This is a genomic window from Streptomyces sp. NPDC098781, from assembly GCF_044759995.1.
Lineage (GTDB): Bacteria > Actinomycetota > Actinomycetes > Streptomycetales > Streptomycetaceae > Streptomyces.
Genome location: NZ_JBIWAK010000002.1, coordinates 39,230 through 54,661, shown reverse-complemented (window position 1 = coordinate 54,661; position 15,432 = coordinate 39,230). Strand labels below are relative to the sequence as shown.

The following is a 15,432-nucleotide window of genomic DNA, read 5'->3' as shown; positions in this document are numbered from 1 at the left end:
CGGCACGCTCGGGGCCGGTGGGGTGCCTGCGGTGCCCACAGGCGGGTGGTCGGCGTCGGCCCGCCCGGCGTTCGAGGGCGAGGCCCGTCCATGACCGAAGCGGGCCGTCCGGGGCGTCGCCTCACTCCGAGTGGTCCTCCCACTGGCCGCTCCCCCCGTCCGCCCGGACACTGGACTCGTGCGCACTGTCAAAGCGACGGCCGCTGCCGTCACCGTGGCTCTGGCCGCCGGCGCCGCGAGCGTCGTGGCCGGGCGGTTCGCCAGTGGGGCCGCGCTGACGGCGCCACCGGGCAGGCCCCTGCCGACCGAACCCAAGCTCACCGTGCACGCCACGGCCGCCGGCCAGATCGCGCTCACCCGCCATCTCGCGTCCCTGCGCCCCGGCACCTACGGCCTCTCCGGTGACGGCTCGCACGCCGTCGTCGGCCCCGTACTGGCCGCGGCGAACCACTCCGCCGACACCGTCGTCCGCCGCCTGGAAAGCGTCACCCACGGCACCCTCCAGCCCGGCGACAGCGTCTGGCTCACCCCGAACGTGTATGTCGGCAACCCGAGCGCCGCCCTCGGCCTCGACCACGCCGACGTCGACATCCCGGGCGAACTCGGCGCCCTGCCCGCGTGGTTCGTCCCCGGCGCACGGGAGACCTGGGTCATCGCCGTCCATGGACTCGGCACCACCCGCGAGCACGCCCTGAACGTCATGGGGTTCCTCAGCGGCCGTCACTTCCCGGTGCTCGCCCTCGCCTACCGCGGCGACCTCGGCGCACCGCGCTCGCCGGACGGCCTGAACCACCTGGGCGAGACCGAGTGGCGCGACCTGGACGCGGCGATGCACTACGCCGTGCGATACGGCGCCAAGCAGCTGGTCCTGCTCGGCTGGTCCACCGGCGCGACGATGGCGCTGCACGCCGCCGCGCACTCGGGACTGCGCGAGCGGGTCTCCGGCCTGGTCCTGGACTCCCCGGTGCTCAGCTGGGAGGCCACGCTGCGCGCCCTCGCCACGGCCCGGCACACACCGAGCGCGCTCCTGCCGCTCGCCGTCCGCGCGGCACAGGGCCGCACCGGCCTGAACGCCGACCGCGCCCCGGACCCCGACGCCTTCGACCACCTCACGGTGCCGACCCTGATCTTCCACGGCCCGGACGACCGGGTGGCCCCCTGGGGCCTCTCCCGCCGCCTGGCGAACACCCGTCCCAACCTGGTGTCCCTCCAGACGGTCGAACGCGCCCCCCACGCGGCCATGTGGAACGCCGACCCCGAGTCGTACGAGGAATCCCTGCGCCGTTTCATGACCCCCCTCATGTGACCTCGGGTGCGCTGCGCCCACACCGCTCCGACACCGGTCCCACAGATTCCGTTTAAGCCCGTACCGGTGGCCTGATATCGGTCCCCAGCCGCAAGCCGGACCCCGTGCGTTGGCCATCCCCGTCGCCCCTCGTGACATTCCGTTTGGGTTTTCGGACCGTCAACCGGAAGACTGCACCCGTGACGTCCCGTATCCCGCGCGACTCCAGGCTTCGACTCGTCCGCCCGCGACCCCTGGCCGCCGCCCCCAGAGCTGTGAACCAGCGGCGCCCTCGCCGCCCCGCGCCACGCCCCCCGGAGGGCACACCGGCCCGCTCCGAGCTGGCCAGAATGGCACGCTCCGGTCTGGCCGCCGCGGCCCGAGTCGCCCACTGGGCCGACGCCGCACTCCGCCCGGGCCGCGGAGCCCACTCCGCCGGCGCGAACCCCGACGGCAAGGGCACCCTCTCCGACGCGACCGCCCAACGGGCGGCGGACGACCTGGGCCTGACCGTGGCTCAGGTGCGCGCCGACTGGGACACCGCGCGGCTCGCCGGTCTCGTCGAGGTGCACGGCGACAGCGCCCGCCCCGGCTGGCGGCTGCGCGCCTGGGACCGCGACGACAGCGCCGTACTGCGCGGCTGGGTCGCTCTCTTCGATGCCTGGTCGCTCGCCCACCCGGAACCCGAGCAGCACGGCCACGGCGCCGTGGCGGACGTCGTCTCGGCCCTGCCCCAGGTGCTCTCCTTCCTCCAGCTCTCCGCCGGGCCCGTCCCCGTCGAGCAGCTCCTGGACCTGCTGGAGCAGCGGGTCACCGAACTGCGCACCGAGAGATGCGAGATCCCCTACGGCCCGCAGCCCGAGCCGCCCGCCGACCCGGCGGCCACCGATGACACCCCGCTCGCCCCGCTCCTCGACTGGGCCCTGGGCGCCCTCGCCTCCGTCGGCGCCCTCACCTACGGCGACGGACAGGCCACCCTCACCCCGCTCGGCAGCTGGGCCGTGTGGGTCAAGCTGGAGCAGATCTGCGTCGCCGCGCAGAGCCCCGCAGGGAACATCGAGCAGGCGGCCGAGGACATGCTCCGCGGCTGCGCCCAGCTCCGCCCGAACGCCGCCCGCGACGAGTACCGCGCCTGGCTCGCCGCCCGCCCCGTCGGCCGCGCCGTCACCGAACTCCTCGGCGCCGCCCGCGGCGACGACGCCCTCCTGCGCGGCCTCGCCTTCGAGGCGCTGCGCGTCGTCGGCGCCCCCGCCGAGCCCGACGTACGAGCCGTCGTCGACGAGCCGACCCTGCGGCCCTACGCCCTGCTGTGGCTCGCCGAGCACGACGGCATCGACCCCGAGGACGCCCACGAGGTGCTCACCCGCGACGAGGCCACCTGGCTGTGGGTCGACACCGCCGCCGCCGTCGCCGACCACGGCGAGGCCCCGATGCTCGTACGGCACCTGGAGTCCGCGCTCCAGCCCACCGTCCCCGCGCTCCTCGACGAGGTGCGCGCCGTCGGTCACCCCCGCACCGTGCAGGTCCTCGTCGCGCTCGCCGCGGCCCATCCCGACCCCGCCCTCGCCAAGGCGGTGCGCCGCGCCGCCTTCCAGGTGCACACCGGGGGGAACTGAGCCGGGCCGGCGCTCAGCCCTTGAGCTCGGGGGCGTAGGTGCCGAAGCTCCACACATTGCCCTCCAGGTCCCGGGCCATGTAGTCCCGTGAGCCGTAGTCCTGGTCCGTCGGGGGCATCAGGATCTCCGCGCCGTGCTCCACGGCCCGTCGGTGGTGTGCGTCGACGTCGTCCACGACGACGTACACCCCGGTCGGGCCCTCGCTCTCCATGGCCTTGTCGAAGACGCTGCCGGTGCCCTTCGAGCCCAGCATCACCGCGCCGTTGCCCTGCGCCAGCTCGGCGTGCGCCACCGAGCCGTCCTCGCCCTCGTACACCGCCAGCTCGGTGAAGCCGAAGGCCTCGGTGAGCTGCCTGATCGCCGCCTTCGCGTCCGCGTACCGCAGCGTCGGGTAGATGCTCGGACGTCCCTCGCTCGTGTCCGCCATGCCGGTCACCCCTTTGTGATCCCGCTTCCGATGGATGCGCCCAGTCTCGCAGCGCCCACTGACAACGGCCCGCGAGCAGTGGCACCGGATTCCGGCGGGAGGGCCGAACGGGGGAGCGCGCAGAGGTGCCCGGACGTGCCCTGCGTCACGACCGGACGCCCGAACACCCGATCCCAGAAAAAGTGGTTGCATCGCCCCGTTAGACTGGCCTCATGGCCATTCTCCTCGCGCATTAGACGGCGGGAACGTCCTCAGCCGCCAACCCGCCACCTACCCCACGCCCTGGAGTCTGTCCGTGATCTCCGCCTCCGGTATCGAGCTGCGCGCCGGTGCGCGCGTCCTCATCGAGTCCGCGACCTTCCGCGTCGCCAAGGGCGACCGCATCGGTCTGGTCGGTCGCAACGGCGCCGGCAAGACCACCCTCACCAAGTGCCTCGCCGGCGAGGGCATCCCCGCCGGCGGCACGATCACCCGCTCCGGCGAGGTCGGCTACCTCCCGCAGGACCCCCGCACCGGCGACCTCGACGTCCTCGCCCGCGACCGCATCCTCTCCGCGCGCGGCCTGGACGTGCTGATCCGCAAGATGCGCGACAACGAGCAGCGCATCGCCAACGGCCAGGGCGCCACCCGCGAGAAGGCACTCAGGCAGTACGAGCGCCAGGAGACGGAGTTCCTCACCAAGGGCGGGTACGCCGCCGAGGCCGAGGCCGCCACCATCGCCGCCGCGCTCAACCTGCCCGACCGGGTGCTCGGCCAGCCGCTGCACACCCTCTCCGGTGGTCAGCGCCGCCGTATCGAGCTGGCCCGGATCCTGTTCTCGGACGCGGACACCCTGCTGCTCGACGAGCCCACGAACCACCTCGACGCCGACTCGATCGTCTGGCTGCGTGACTACCTCAAGACCTACCGCGGCGGCTTCATCGTGATCTCCCACGACGTCGACCTGGTCGAGACGGTCGTGAACAAGGTGTTCTACCTGGACGCCAACCGCGCCCAGATCGACGTCTACAACATGGGCTGGAAGCTCTACCAGCAGCAGCGCGAGGCCGACGAGAAGCGCCGCAAGCGCGAGCGGCAGAACGCCGAGAAGAAGGCCGCCGCACTGCACTCGCAGGCCGACAAGATGCGCGCCAAGGCCACCAAGACGGTCGCCGCGCAGAACATGGCCAAGCGTGCCGACCGGCTGCTCGCCGGGCTCGAAGCGGCACGCGTCTCCGACAAGGTCGCCAAGCTCCGTTTCCCGGAGCCGGCGCCCTGCGGCAAGACCCCGCTGACCGCCGAGGGCCTGTCGAAGTCGTACGGCTCACTGGAGATCTTCACCGACGTCGACCTGGCGATCGACAAGGGCTCCCGGGTCGTCATCCTCGGTCTCAACGGTGCCGGCAAGACCACCCTGCTCCGGCTCCTCGCCGGTGCCGAGCAGCCGGACACGGGCGCCGTGATCCCCGGCCACGGCCTCAAGATCGGCTACTACGCCCAGGAGCACGAGACCCTCGACCCGGAGCGCTCGGTCCTGGAGAACATGCGCTCCTCCGCGCCCGACCTGGACCTCGTCGAGGTCCGCAAGGTGCTCGGCTCGTTCCTGTTCTCCGGCGACGACGTCGACAAGCCCGCCGGCGTCCTCTCCGGCGGCGAGAAGACCCGCCTCGCCCTCGCCACCCTCGTGGTGTCGTCGGCGAACGTGCTGCTCCTCGACGAGCCCACCAACAACCTCGACCCGGCCAGCCGCGAGGAGATCCTCGGCGCGCTGCGCACCTACAAGGGCGCCGTCGTCCTGGTCACCCACGACGAGGGCGCCGTCGAGGCGCTCCAGCCGGAGCGGATCATTCTGCTGCCGGACGGCGTCGAGGACCTGTGGGGCGCCGATTACGCGGATCTCGTCGCCCTGGCTTGATCGAATGCGTGATCAACGGGCTATGGATCATTCGGCCTATCCGTGATCCATCATCTGTGTGAGATCTCCTCGTACCGAGGTGTGTGCTACATCGAATTCGCGGCCGAGTCCTTTATCGACAAGGGCTCGGCCGTGCTGTGACCCTGACCTGGGGCTTCGCAAAAGAACCCGTTCGGCCGTACGGACACCACGCCCCGGAATTCTAGATTCCGCATGTGGGGATGTGCTCCTGTCGTCACAACCATGTCTCACGGACCTTGCCGAATGGGTGGCCATGAAGGCCCGGAGGGGTGATCATGAGGAGACCAGAGCGCACTTCCCATGAGGAGGCACGGGTGGCCGAGACTCTGAAGAAGGGCAGCCGGGTAACCGGCGCCGCGCGCGACAAGCTCGCGGCAGACCTGAAGAAGAAGTACGACTCCGGTGCGAGCATTCGGGCGCTGGCCGAGGAAACCGGTCGCTCGTATGGCTTCGTACACCGGATGCTCAGCGAATCGGGCGTCACGCTCCGTGGGCGTGGCGGGGCGACGCGGGGCAAGAAGGCCGCATCGTCCTGAGCCCGGGCGGCCCATCGCTTTCGATGGTGGCCACCCGGTCGGTCGGCTGACTGGCCGGGTGGTTACTGTGCAGTCACTTAGTGGATGCCCTCCGGGCATCCCGTGATGACCGCACTCATCGGAGGCGCCCCATGGCTTCGCCCGACCAGGACCTCGCTCCCCTGCTCGACAAGAACGGCGTACGGCTCACCGTCGACGGCGCTATCGCCACGGTGACGCTGAACAACCCGGCCAAGCGCAACGCGCAGAGCCCCGCCATGTGGCGGACGCTCGCCGAGGCCGGGCAGCTTCTGCCGGGCAACGTGCGGGTGGTCGTGCTGCGCGGAGAGGGCAAGTCCTTCTCCGCCGGACTCGACCGGCAGATGTTCACGCCCGAGGGGATCGAGGGCGAGCCCTCGTTCATCGATCTCGCGCGCAGCAGCGACGGCGAACTCGACGCTGCCATCGGCGAGTTCCAGGAGGGCTTCACCTGGTGGCGGCGCAACGACCTCGTGTCGATCGCCGCCGTGCAGGGGCATGCCATCGGGGCGGGCTTCCAGCTCGCGCTCGCCTGTGACGTGCGCGTCGTCGCCGACGACGTGCAGTTCGCCATGCGCGAGACCAGCCTCGGGCTGGTCCCGGACCTGACCGGCACGCATCCGCTCGTCGGTCTCGTCGGATACGGTCGCGCGCTGGAGATCTGTGTGACGGGGCGCTCCGTGCTGGCCGAGGAGGCCGTCAGCAGCGGCCTCGCCAACCTCGCGGTGCCCGTCGACCAGCTCGACGACGCCGTACGGGATCTGGCGGGGGCGATCGTGGCCGCGCCGCGCGACGCGGTCATCGAGACCAAGGCGCTGATCCGTGGTGCCGTGGACCGCACATACGACGAGCAGCGCGGTGCCGAACGGGCCGCGCAGGCCCGACGGCTGCGGGACCTGGCCGGCCTCGGCGAGTGAGCCGTCGGCCGGTCAGCTGACGGCTGTCACCAGTACGGCCACGGTCGGGCGATCCGTCAGCGCCGTACGCACCCGCTCGCGAACCTCCCGGGCCACGTCCAGCGCCCGGTGGTCCGCGTCCACCGCGATCTCCACGCGTACGTGCCGGTGCGGCAGAGCCGGCGTGCCCTCGCTCTGCCGCCGCTCGATGTGCACGGCATGACCCACCCCGCCCAGGGCGCCCGTCAGTACGGTCACGCCGGGCACCGCACGGGCCGCCGCGGCGACGCGTTCCTCGTCGGGGTCGCCCGGCTCCGCGGCCGGCGCCGCCTCGGATGGCCGTACCGGAGCGGGTTCGACGTCCTCGTCCAGCAGGGCCGTCACCCGTAGGTCGACCTCGGTCACCCGCAGGCCGAGGCGTTCCGCCGCCGCCCGGGTCAGCAGGGTGCGCAGCAGGTCCGCCGTCGTCGGCAGCGGTTCGATCGCCGTCGTCGCGAAATCGGCCGTCACCCGCAGCGGGCCCGGTGGCAGCGCGCTCGGCGGGGGCGGCACGGCGGGCTCCTGCGCCTCCTCCGGGTCGGTGAGCGCGATCCGGAGCGCGTCCAGACGTACCCCGCGCATCTCTCCGGCCGCGCGCCGCAGCACGGTTGCGGCCGCCCTTTCGGCGATCCACGCGCCGTCGGGCGCTTCGCCCAGCGGCACCAGCCTGCCGAGCCCCACCTGATCCCGGACTGTCTGTGTCCACCGGTCCGCCGTCGTCATTCCTCCAGCCTGCCGCATCCCCGGAGCGCGGTGGAGCAACCGCGCTTACGGTGGTCGAAGGAACGACAACCGAAAGGGACGTACGGCGATGACCGATATGGAGCAGAACCGGACGCAGAACCCTGAGGAGACCTCGGCGCCCCTGGCCACGACGCGCAGGTCCCCCAAGCGCGGTGGCGGGGACCCGGCCGAGCGCGGGCGGACCACCATCGCCGACGGCGTCGTCGAGAAGATCGCCGGAATGGCGGCCCGTGACGTGCTCGGCGTCCACACCATGGGCAGTGGGATCAGCCGCACCTTCGGCGCCGTACGGGAACGGGTGCCCGGCACCTCGAAATCCGTCACCCGCGGCGTCAAGGCCGAGGTCGGCGAGGTGCAGACGGCGCTCGATCTGGAGATCGTCGTCGACTACGGGGTGTCCATCGGCGACGTGACGCGTGCCGTCCGGGAGAACGTGATCGTCGCCGTCGAGCGGATGACGGGCCTGGAGGTCGTCGAGGTCAACCTCGCGGTGAGTGATGTGAAGCTCCCCGAGGAAGAGGAAGAGGAGCCGGAGCAGCCCCGGATCCAGTGACGCGGGATGCGGTGGATCAGCGGCGGCACCGACCACTGAATGGAGGGCACCATGAGCATGGCCGTGGTCGGCATGATCGCCGGCATGGCGCTGGGCTTCGCCGGCTACTTCGGCGGGTTCGGCGCCTTCCTGCTGGTGGCGGCGCTGGGCGCCGTCGGGTACGGCGTCGGCAGGTTTCTGGAAGGGGAGTACGAGCTCGGCGACTTCTTCCGCCCGCGTGACGGCCGGCGCGAACGGAGGTGACGTCCGTGAGCGCGGAGGCCACGGACCCCGGCAGACCGCCGGTCGTCGTCCCGCCGGGTGAGCGCGGGGCGACCCGGATCGCCGACCGGGTGGTCACGAAGATCGCCGCGCAGGCGGCCCGCGAGGGGGTCGGCGTGCTGCCCAAAGGTGCCGCCCGGCCCTACGCCCATGTCGTCGTGCGCCCCCAGGCCTCGGCCGGTACCACCGTCGACGCCGCCCGGGTCCGCGTCCATGTCGAGCTCGACTACCCCTGCGACATCGGCTCCCGGTGCGCGGCCGTGCGTCGGCATGTCGTGGAGCGGGTAGGCGCGTTGGTGGGCATGGAGGTGCCGGAGGTCGCCGTGCACGTGGAGCGGCTGCACCCGGCGCCCGGACAGGGCGCGGCACAGGTGAGGACGCGATGAGCGAGTCCCAGGGTCCCGAGGGCACCACACAACGACTGCCGGTCATCGAGAAGGAGACCGGGCCGGAGCCACTCGACCAGTCGGCGTCGGCGGCGGACTACGAGCCGCCGACCACGCTCGACGGCGAGGGCGGCCGCGAGCGCCGCTTCTGGTCCGCGCGCCGCATCCCGGCCGCCATCACCGCGCTCGTGCTGCTGTTCGTCGCGGGCGTCTTCCTGTACGACATCGTCTCCGTGCGCGCCGACCGGCCCGGGATGCGCTGGCGCCGGGAACTGGCGCAGCAACTCGCCGAGCGCCCCCTCGACGACGTCTGGGTGCTCGTCGGCGCCGGCGTCGCCGGGGTCCTAGGGCTCTGGCTGCTCGTTCTGGCCACCACGCCCGGCCTGCGGAAAGTGCTTCCGATGCGCCGCACCCACGCCGACGTACGCGCCGGGCTCCACCGTGATCTGGCCGCGCTGGTCCTGCGGGACCGGGCCATGGAGGTCTCCGGGGTCCAGTCGGTGCGGGTACGGATGAAACGGTCCCGGGCCGACGTCCGCGCGGTCTCCCACTTCCGCGAACTGGACGACGTACGCGCCGACCTGGACCGCACGGTCGGCGACGCGATCAGGGGCCTCGGGCTGTCCCGCCCGCCCTCGCTGTCGGTGCGGGTGCGACGCCTCGGACGGAAGGGGTGAGGGCCGTGCTCAAGGTGGTCAACCGAGTACTGATCGGGCTCGTCGGACTGGTGCTGTTCGTGATCGGCGGCTCCGTGCTGGCCGTGGGCCTGGGAGCCCCCGCGCCCTCGTGGTGGATCCACGACGACCGCCACGACGTCCTGCTGAGCGACGCCGAGCGCACGCGCTGGCGTGACGACGGCTGGTGGTGGCCGACGGTCATCGCGGTCCTCGCCGTCCTGCTCCTGCTCGCCCTGTGGTGGCTGACCGCGAACCTGCGCCGGCGCCGCCTCGCCGAGGTCCTGGTGGACACCGGCGACGGCGAGGGCGCCCTGCTGCGGGGCCGGGCGCTGGAGAGCGTACTGGCGAACGAGGCGGCCGGGCAGGAGGGCGTCCAGCGCGCCCGTGCCCACCTCAGGGGCAGGCGCAGCGCCCCCGAGGCCCGGGTACGGCTCCTGCTGGCACCCCATGTGGACCCCGGCACGGCGCTGACCGACCTCACCACCGGCGCCCTGGCCCACGCCCGCAACTCGGCGGGCCTGGCGTCACTGCCGTCCGAGGTCCGCCTGAAGGGTGTCAAGCACGGCGCCGAAAGGGTCAGTTGACGCTCGGCTCACCACGTGTGAGCCCGATGCGGATGGAACCGTTCCGCACGGTGTGGCATCTGGCCACTCGTGGGTCTCGCATTGCTTTTCTTCGGGCTGTTCCTGTTGGGCGGGTGGGCCGCGGCCATCGGCGCGCTGGTGTACGCCGGTGTCGTGCTGGTGCGGGTCTGGCCGCAGGACTGGATGCGCCCCCGCGGACACGCCGCCGTCCGCCTGCTGGTGCCGACGCCCGCGTACCTGCGCTTCGATGTCGCGCTCGCCGTCGTGGCCGTCCTGGTCGACCTGTGGCTGGTGTCGGGGATCATCGTGTTCGGGGCCGACGGCATTTTCACCGAGGACTGGATGGGCTATCCCGGAATGACGGATCCCGCCGGGCAGGGATATCAGGCCGCGGCGGTCGGTGTGCTGCGCACGACGGCATGGTGGACGTTCGGGATCGCCGTGCTGGGCCGGTGCTGGATCACCGCCGGCGCGCAGGTGTGCCTCCTGCCGCTGGCGGCGTGGTGGATCGGATCGTTCGACACCTACTACACCTGAGCGTGCTCTCGGGGTTCCGCGCCCGAGAGCATCGCCGAACACGACCGTGCACAGGGCGACCCGGGCTCAGAACCCGTGCCGCATCCCGCCGTCCACCGGCACCATGATCCCCGTCAGATAGGAAGCGGCGGGAGACAGCAGAAACGCCGCCGTGCGCCCGAACTCCTCCGGAGCCCCGTACCGCCGCAACGGAATCCGTGACTCGTTCGCCGCCCGGGTCGCCTCCGGATCCGCGGACATCGCGTCCAGCTCACGCACCCGGTCCGTGTCGATCCGGGCCGGCAGCAGGCCCACCACGCGGATCCCCCGCGGCCCCAGCTCGTCCGCGAGCGACTTGGCGAACCCGGCGAGGCCCGGCCGCAGTCCGTTCGAAATCGTCAGTCCCGGAATCGGTTCGTGCACCGACCCCGAGAGTACGAAGCCGACGACCCCGCCCGCGTCGAGCTCCGCCGCTGCCGCCCGCGCCAGCCGGACCGCGCCCAGGAACACCGACTCGAACGCGGCCTGCCACTGCTCGTCCGTGTTGTCCGCGACGAACCCGGCCGGCGGCCCGCCGACGCTCACCAGGATGCCGTCGAAGCCACCGAAGGTCTCCCGCGCGGCGGCGATCAGCCGAGCCGGCGCCTCCGCCTCGGCGTTGTCCACGGCCATCCCGACGGCGTTCGGCCCCAGCTCGGCCACGGCGGCGGCGACCCGATCCTCGTCCCGGCCGGTCACCACCACCTTCGCCCCGTCGGCCACCAGCTCACGCGCCGCCGCGTTGCCCAGTCCACGGGTGGCACCCGTGACGACGTACACACGCTCCTTCAGTCCAAGATCCATGGCACCTATCCTGCCCCGTCGCTCCCGTACAGGGCGAGGGCGGTGTTCACCAGGCCGATGTGGCTGAAGGCCTGCGGGAAGTTGCCGAGCTGGCGGCCGGAGACGGGGTCGTACTCCTCGGCCAGCAGACCCACGTCGTTGGTGAGGGCCACCAGCCGGTCGAACAGTTCGCGTGCCTCCTCCGTACGGCCCGTCATGTGCAGCGCCTCCGCCAGCCAGAACGAGCAGGCCAGGAAGGTGCCCTCGTCGCCGGGCAGTCCGTCCACGGTCGTCCGGTCGGTGCTGTAGCGGCGCAGGAACCCGTGGTGGCTGAGCTCGGCGCGGATCGCGTCGATGGTGCCCATGACGCGCGGGTCGTCGGGCGGCAGGAAGCCGACGCGGGGGATGAGCAGCAGCGCCGCGTCCAGTTCACGGGAGCCGTAGGACTGTGTGAAGGTGTTCCGCTCGGCGTCGTAGCCCTTCTCCAGGACCTCGCGATGCACCTCGTCGCGGAACTTCCGCCAGCCCTCGAGGTCGCCCTCCAGCTTCGGGTTCTTCTCCAGGGTGCGCACCGCCCGGTCGGCGGCCACCCAGACCATCACCTTCGAGTGCACGAAGTGACGCCGGCCACCGCGCACCTCCCACAGCCCCTCGTCGGGCTGCCGCCACTCCGAGCGCAGCCACTCGACGAGGGCGGCCTGGATCGCCCACATGTGCGGCTTGGTGCTCAGCCCCGCGTCCCGGGCCAGCGCCAGCGAGTCCATGACCTCGCCGTACACGTCCAACTGGAGCTGCTCCGCCGCCCGGTTGCCGATGCGTACGGGGGCCGAGCCGTCGAAGCCGGACAGCCACGGCACCTCGAACTCCGGCAGCCGGCGCTCGCCCGCCAGGCCGTACATGATCCGCAGGTCGGCCGGGTCGCCGGCGACCGCGCGCAGCAGCCAGTCGCGCCAGGCCTCGGCCTCCTTGCGGTAGCCCGCGGACAGCCCGACGTTCAGGGTGAGGGTGGAGTCGCGCAGCCAGCAGTAGCGGTAGTCCCAGTTGCGGACGCCGCCGATCTCCTCGGGGAGCGAGGTCGTGGCGGCGGCGACGATGCCGCCGGTCGGCCGGTAGGTGAGGGCCTTCAGGGTGATCAGGGAGCGCACGACGGCGTCGCGGTAGGGGCCGTCGTAGTTGCAGTGCCCCACCCACCTGCGCCAGTCCCGGACGCTGTGGTCCAGGGCCTTGTACGGGTTGATCAGCGGCGGGCGCGGTTCGTGCGAGGGGTGGTAGGTCAGGACGAACGCGACCTTCTGGCCCTCCTCGACCGTGAACTCGGAGTGGGTGGAGAAGTCCTCGCCCCAGGTGGGCACTTCGGGCTCGCTGCGCAGCCACACCGAGTCCGGCCCGGCCACGGCAACCCGGTGCCCGTCGGACTCCCGCACCCAGGGCACGATCGAGCCGTAGTCGAAGCGGAGCCGCAGGGTGCTGTGCACGGTGACGCGGCCGCGCAGTCCCTCGACCATGCGCACCAGGTCCGGCGCACGGTCGCGTTGGGGCATCAGGTCGGTGACACGGATCGCGCCCTCGTCGGTCTCCCACTCGGTGTCCAGCACCAGGGAGTCCGGGCGGTAGGCGCGCCGAGTGCAGCCGCTCTGGGCGTCTCTGGGCGCGATGCGCCAGTGCCCGTTCTCCTCGTCGCCCAGGAGCCGCGCGAAACAGGCCCCCGAGTCGAAGCGGGGCAGGCACAGCCAGTCGACCGAGCCGTCCCTGCCGATGAGGGCGGCTGTCTGCTCGTCGCCGATGAGGGCGTAGTCCTCGATGCGCTGGTGCACGCAATTGCGGGTTCCCCAGGGGGCGCTGGGCCAATCAGGTGTGCGGCCGGCGGAGTGACGTTCCCGCGAGACGGCTACACAGCGGCCGGCGTCGACTCCGACTCCTGCGGCGCGGCGGTCGCCGCCCGCTCGCGTGCCTCCCGGCGGGCCAGGACCAGCCACCCGATGGGCACCCCGGCCGCGAACAGCCACCACTGGAGCGCGTACGCGTAGTTCAGCGGAGCGTTCTCCTTGCCCGGCTTGCCGATCAGCTCCGGGGTGTCGCCCTTCGGCTCGGGTGCCGTCTGCACGACGTACCCGCCGAGCACCCGCGCGTCGAGCCGTTGGGCCTCCTGCTCGCTGTTGATCAGCATGACCTGCCGGTCGGGGAGACCCTTGAGGTTCTTGATGCCGCTCGCCTCGGTCGTCTCGTCCGGCATCAGCCGCCCGGTGAGGGTGACCCGCCCGCTCGGCGGTGCGGGGACCTTGGGGAAGGCCTTCTGGCTCGGACCGTCGGCGGGGACCCAGCCGCGGTTGACCAGCAGCACCTTGCCGTCCGTCAGCACGAACGGGGTGAGGACGTGGAAGCCGACCGCCTCGTCGGCGTTGACGCGCCGCCTGACCACGACCTCCCGGTCGGCGTCGAAGCGGCCCTCGGCGGTCACCCTGCGGTACCGCTCCTCGGTGGTGACCTCGTGCCCCGCCGACGTCAGCTCCTGCACCGGCACCGGCTTCGCCTCCAGGGCGTCGGCGACCAGCTGGTTGCGGGCGCTGCGCTCGTCGTAGCGGTGCATCTGCCAGAAGCCCAGCCTGATCATCGTGGGGATGAGAAGCAGGGTGACCAGCGTGAGGATCACCCACTGCCGGGACAACAGGAAGCGGTACACCCCACGACCGTACAACCCGGACGTGGGGCGCTTCGAAGCGGGTACCCGGTCACACCTTGTCGACGATCCCCGCCTTTCCGTCCTGGCGGGCGCAGTGGGCGCCGCAGTACCACTGGCCCTCGACCTCGACGCCCTGCCCGATGATCTGCACCCGGCAGTGCTCGCAGATGGGTGCCATGCGGTGGATCGCGCAGGAGAAGCAGTCGAAGACGTGCACCGCGCCCTGCGCGTGCACCTCGAAGGTCATGCCGTAGTCGTTTCCGCAGACTTCACATGTCGCCATGGGCCACAGGGTGAGCGGTCGCCGCGACACGGGCGAGCGGGCCACGGGCGAGTCGCACGGCAATCACCCGTCCGTACGGTCACTGCCCCGACGCCGGTTCCACGTCCCGCAGGAGCTGTCCGAACGCGGCCTCGTCCACCACCGGCGTCCCGTACTGCCGGGCCTTGACGACCTTGGAGGTGGCCGCCTCCGGGTCGTTCGTGACGAGCAGGCTGGTCAGCCGGGACAGGCTCGTCGACACATGCAGGCCGGCCTCGATCGCCCGGTCCTCCAGCAGCTCGCGTTCGATCGACGTGTCTCCGGAGAAGGCGACCCGCATGCCCTGCTTGAGTCTTTTGCCCTCTTCGTACCGACCTGGGTTGGGATGGGGGCACGCGGGCCTTCTGCGGGACGGGCGCCAGTTGGTCGGCCGGTAGGCGCCGAAACCGCCGTGGCCCCCGGCCTGCTGCCCGATCAGGGGAGCGGCCGTGTCCCGCCACTCGGTCAGCGGCCGGCACTCCTGGAGCGGCAGCCGCACGCTGCCCTCCGCCGCGGCCCGCAGGCTCGGCCGGAACGTCTCCGCGAGCACGCGCGCGTCGTCCAGCGCGTGGTGCGCGCGCTGCTGCACCACGCCGAAGTGCGCGGCCAGCGACTCCAGCTTGTGGTTGGGCAGCGGCAGGCCGAGCTCCTTCGACAGCGCGATGGTGCACAGCCGCTGCCGCACCGGCGCCTCGCGCTCCGCGCGCGCGTACTCCCGCGCGATCATCTGCCAGTCGAAGACGGCGTTGTGCGCGACGAGCACCCGGCCGTCGAGACGGTGGGAGAACTCCTCGGCGATGTCCGGGAAGAGCGGAGCCGACGCGAGCATGTCGCTCGTCAGACCGTGGATCCAGACCGGGCCCGGGTCGCGCTCCGGGTTGACCAGTGTGTACCAGTGGTCCTCGACCTCGCCGCGCTCGTCCAGCCGGTAGACGGCCGCCGAGATGATCCGGTCGTCCCTCGCCAGGCCCGTGGTCTCGACGTCAACGACCGCGTATCCCCGGGGATACGCGGCCGGCCACGCTGTGGGGGAGGACGCTGGGATCGTACGGTCTTCGAGCATGGTCACTGAGGATACGGGCCGCCACTGACAGTCCTGACCGTCAGGTGCCGTGCCCCGCCCGCCTGTTCGAGGGCGGCGAACGCGCGCTCGTCAACTGCCCCTGTGGGAGCGTC

General features: G+C 72.0%; 18 protein-coding genes. 11 read left to right on the top strand and 7 right to left on the bottom strand.

Annotated elements, in window-relative coordinates; genetic code table 11:
* Positions 1 to 178 precede the first annotated feature (178 nt).
* A complete protein-coding gene (locus ACIQWG_RS06270; RefSeq protein WP_404090991.1) occupies positions 179 to 1,306 on the top strand; it encodes an alpha/beta hydrolase in 1,128 nt (375 codons plus the stop codon).
* A 179-nt stretch (positions 1,307 to 1,485) separates the two neighbouring features.
* On the top strand, positions 1,486 to 2,901 hold the full coding sequence (locus ACIQWG_RS06265; protein ID WP_404090988.1) for a hypothetical protein: 1,416 nt from the start codon (positions 1,486 to 1,488) through the stop codon (positions 2,899 to 2,901).
* Between the two features lie 13 nt (positions 2,902 to 2,914).
* On the opposite strand, the gene ACIQWG_RS06260 is transcribed toward ACIQWG_RS06265, so the two are convergent.
* Positions 2,915 to 3,328, bottom strand: a complete 414-nt coding sequence (locus tag ACIQWG_RS06260) for a VOC family protein (RefSeq protein WP_404090986.1) — start codon at positions 3,326 to 3,328, stop codon at positions 2,915 to 2,917.
* Between the two features lie 295 nt (positions 3,329 to 3,623).
* On the opposite strand from ACIQWG_RS06260, the gene ACIQWG_RS06255 reads away from it, so the two are divergent.
* The 3 genes from ACIQWG_RS06255 (at position 3,624) to ACIQWG_RS06245 (ending at position 6,714) form a co-directional block, all read left to right on the top strand.
* Positions 3,624 to 5,222: an ABC-F family ATP-binding cassette domain-containing protein gene (locus tag ACIQWG_RS06255; RefSeq protein ID WP_404090984.1), complete on the top strand. Its 1,599-nt coding sequence runs from the start codon at positions 3,624 to 3,626 to the stop codon at positions 5,220 to 5,222.
* 335 nt (positions 5,223 to 5,557) lie between these two features.
* A complete protein-coding gene (locus ACIQWG_RS06250; protein WP_004002281.1) occupies positions 5,558 to 5,779 on the top strand; it encodes a helix-turn-helix domain-containing protein in 222 nt (73 codons plus the stop codon).
* A 131-nt stretch (positions 5,780 to 5,910) separates the two neighbouring features.
* Positions 5,911 to 6,714 carry an enoyl-CoA hydratase/isomerase family protein gene (locus ACIQWG_RS06245; protein WP_404090981.1) on the top strand — a complete coding sequence of 268 codons (804 nt, stop codon included), beginning with the start codon at positions 5,911 to 5,913 and terminating at the stop codon, positions 6,712 to 6,714.
* 12 nt (positions 6,715 to 6,726) lie between these two features.
* Here the strand turns inward: ACIQWG_RS06245 and ACIQWG_RS06240 are convergent, their stop codons facing one another.
* Entirely contained in the window at positions 6,727 to 7,455 is a 729-nt protein-coding gene (locus tag ACIQWG_RS06240; RefSeq protein ID WP_404090978.1) for a nucleopolyhedrovirus P10 family protein, read from the bottom strand.
* Between the two features lie 88 nt (positions 7,456 to 7,543).
* Between ACIQWG_RS06240 and ACIQWG_RS06235 the strand changes: the two genes are divergently transcribed.
* The 6 genes from ACIQWG_RS06235 to ACIQWG_RS06210 all read left to right on the top strand — a co-directional run bounded on the left by ACIQWG_RS06235 (position 7,544) and on the right by ACIQWG_RS06210 (position 10,474).
* Positions 7,544 to 8,029 (top strand): Asp23/Gls24 family envelope stress response protein, encoded by a 486-nt coding sequence (locus ACIQWG_RS06235; protein WP_404090975.1) that lies wholly within the window; start codon positions 7,544 to 7,546, stop codon positions 8,027 to 8,029.
* Positions 8,030 to 8,080: 51 nt separating this feature from the next.
* The gene (locus ACIQWG_RS06230; protein ID WP_404090973.1) at positions 8,081 to 8,272 is read left to right on the top strand and encodes a hypothetical protein; all 192 of its coding nucleotides are present in this window, start codon (positions 8,081 to 8,083) and stop codon (positions 8,270 to 8,272) included.
* A complete protein-coding gene (locus ACIQWG_RS06225) occupies positions 8,269 to 8,676 on the top strand; it encodes an Asp23/Gls24 family envelope stress response protein (protein WP_404090970.1) in 408 nt (135 codons plus the stop codon). The genes ACIQWG_RS06230 and ACIQWG_RS06225 overlap by 4 nt, the downstream gene beginning before the upstream one ends.
* A complete protein-coding gene (locus tag ACIQWG_RS06220) occupies positions 8,673 to 9,353 on the top strand; it encodes a DUF6286 domain-containing protein (RefSeq protein ID WP_404090967.1) in 681 nt (226 codons plus the stop codon). Before ACIQWG_RS06225 ends, ACIQWG_RS06220 begins: the two co-directional genes overlap by 4 nt.
* On the top strand, positions 9,350 to 9,937 hold the full coding sequence (gene amaP, locus ACIQWG_RS06215) for an alkaline shock response membrane anchor protein AmaP (RefSeq protein ID WP_404090965.1): 588 nt from the start codon (positions 9,350 to 9,352) through the stop codon (positions 9,935 to 9,937). The genes ACIQWG_RS06220 and amaP overlap by 4 nt, the downstream gene beginning before the upstream one ends.
* 69 nt (positions 9,938 to 10,006) lie before the next feature.
* The gene (locus ACIQWG_RS06210) at positions 10,007 to 10,474 is read left to right on the top strand and encodes a hypothetical protein (protein ID WP_404090962.1); all 468 of its coding nucleotides are present in this window, start codon (positions 10,007 to 10,009) and stop codon (positions 10,472 to 10,474) included.
* Between the two features lie 66 nt (positions 10,475 to 10,540).
* Here ACIQWG_RS06210 and ACIQWG_RS06205 read toward each other — a convergent pair whose 3' ends face one another.
* The 5 genes from ACIQWG_RS06205 to ACIQWG_RS06185 all read right to left on the bottom strand — a co-directional run bounded on the left by ACIQWG_RS06205 (position 10,541) and on the right by ACIQWG_RS06185 (position 15,319).
* Complete coding sequence (locus ACIQWG_RS06205; RefSeq protein WP_404090961.1) at positions 10,541 to 11,296, bottom strand: SDR family oxidoreductase; 756 nt, start codon at positions 11,294 to 11,296, stop codon at positions 10,541 to 10,543.
* A 5-nt stretch (positions 11,297 to 11,301) separates the two neighbouring features.
* On the bottom strand, positions 11,302 to 13,089 hold the full coding sequence (locus ACIQWG_RS06200; RefSeq protein ID WP_404090958.1) for a glycoside hydrolase family 15 protein: 1,788 nt from the start codon (positions 13,087 to 13,089) through the stop codon (positions 11,302 to 11,304).
* Positions 13,090 to 13,163: 74 nt separating this feature from the next.
* The gene (locus tag ACIQWG_RS06195; RefSeq protein ID WP_404090955.1) at positions 13,164 to 13,955 is read right to left on the bottom strand and encodes an SURF1 family protein; all 792 of its coding nucleotides are present in this window, start codon (positions 13,953 to 13,955) and stop codon (positions 13,164 to 13,166) included.
* 49 nt (positions 13,956 to 14,004) lie between these two features.
* Positions 14,005 to 14,238 (bottom strand): hypothetical protein, encoded by a 234-nt coding sequence (locus ACIQWG_RS06190; RefSeq protein ID WP_404090953.1) that lies wholly within the window; start codon positions 14,236 to 14,238, stop codon positions 14,005 to 14,007.
* Positions 14,239 to 14,317: 79 nt separating this feature from the next.
* A complete protein-coding gene (locus tag ACIQWG_RS06185) occupies positions 14,318 to 15,319 on the bottom strand; it encodes a DEDDh family exonuclease (protein WP_404090951.1) in 1,002 nt (333 codons plus the stop codon).
* Positions 15,320 to 15,432 lie beyond the last annotated feature (113 nt).

Bases quoted from the DNA above. Each gene is read 5' to 3' on its own strand.
- ACIQWG_RS06185 (WP_404090951.1), bottom strand. From the start codon at position 15,319: ATGCTCGAAGACCGTACGATCCCAGCGTCCTCCCCCACAGCGTGGCCG.
- ACIQWG_RS06230 (WP_404090973.1), top strand. From the start codon at position 8,081: ATGAGCATGGCCGTGGTCGGCATGATCGCCGGCATGGCGCTGGGCTTC.
- ACIQWG_RS06260 (WP_404090986.1), bottom strand. From the start codon at position 3,328: ATGGCGGACACGAGCGAGGGACGTCCGAGCATCTACCCGACGCTGCGG.
- ACIQWG_RS06220 (WP_404090967.1), top strand. From the start codon at position 8,673: ATGAGCGAGTCCCAGGGTCCCGAGGGCACCACACAACGACTGCCGGTC.
- ACIQWG_RS06190 (WP_404090953.1), bottom strand. From the start codon at position 14,238: ATGGCGACATGTGAAGTCTGCGGAAACGACTACGGCATGACCTTCGAG.
- ACIQWG_RS06245 (WP_404090981.1), top strand. From the start codon at position 5,911: ATGGCTTCGCCCGACCAGGACCTCGCTCCCCTGCTCGACAAGAACGGC.
- ACIQWG_RS06235 (WP_404090975.1), top strand. From the start codon at position 7,544: ATGACCGATATGGAGCAGAACCGGACGCAGAACCCTGAGGAGACCTCG.
- ACIQWG_RS06240 (WP_404090978.1), bottom strand. From the start codon at position 7,455: ATGACGACGGCGGACCGGTGGACACAGACAGTCCGGGATCAGGTGGGG.
- ACIQWG_RS06205 (WP_404090961.1), bottom strand. From the start codon at position 11,296: ATGGATCTTGGACTGAAGGAGCGTGTGTACGTCGTCACGGGTGCCACC.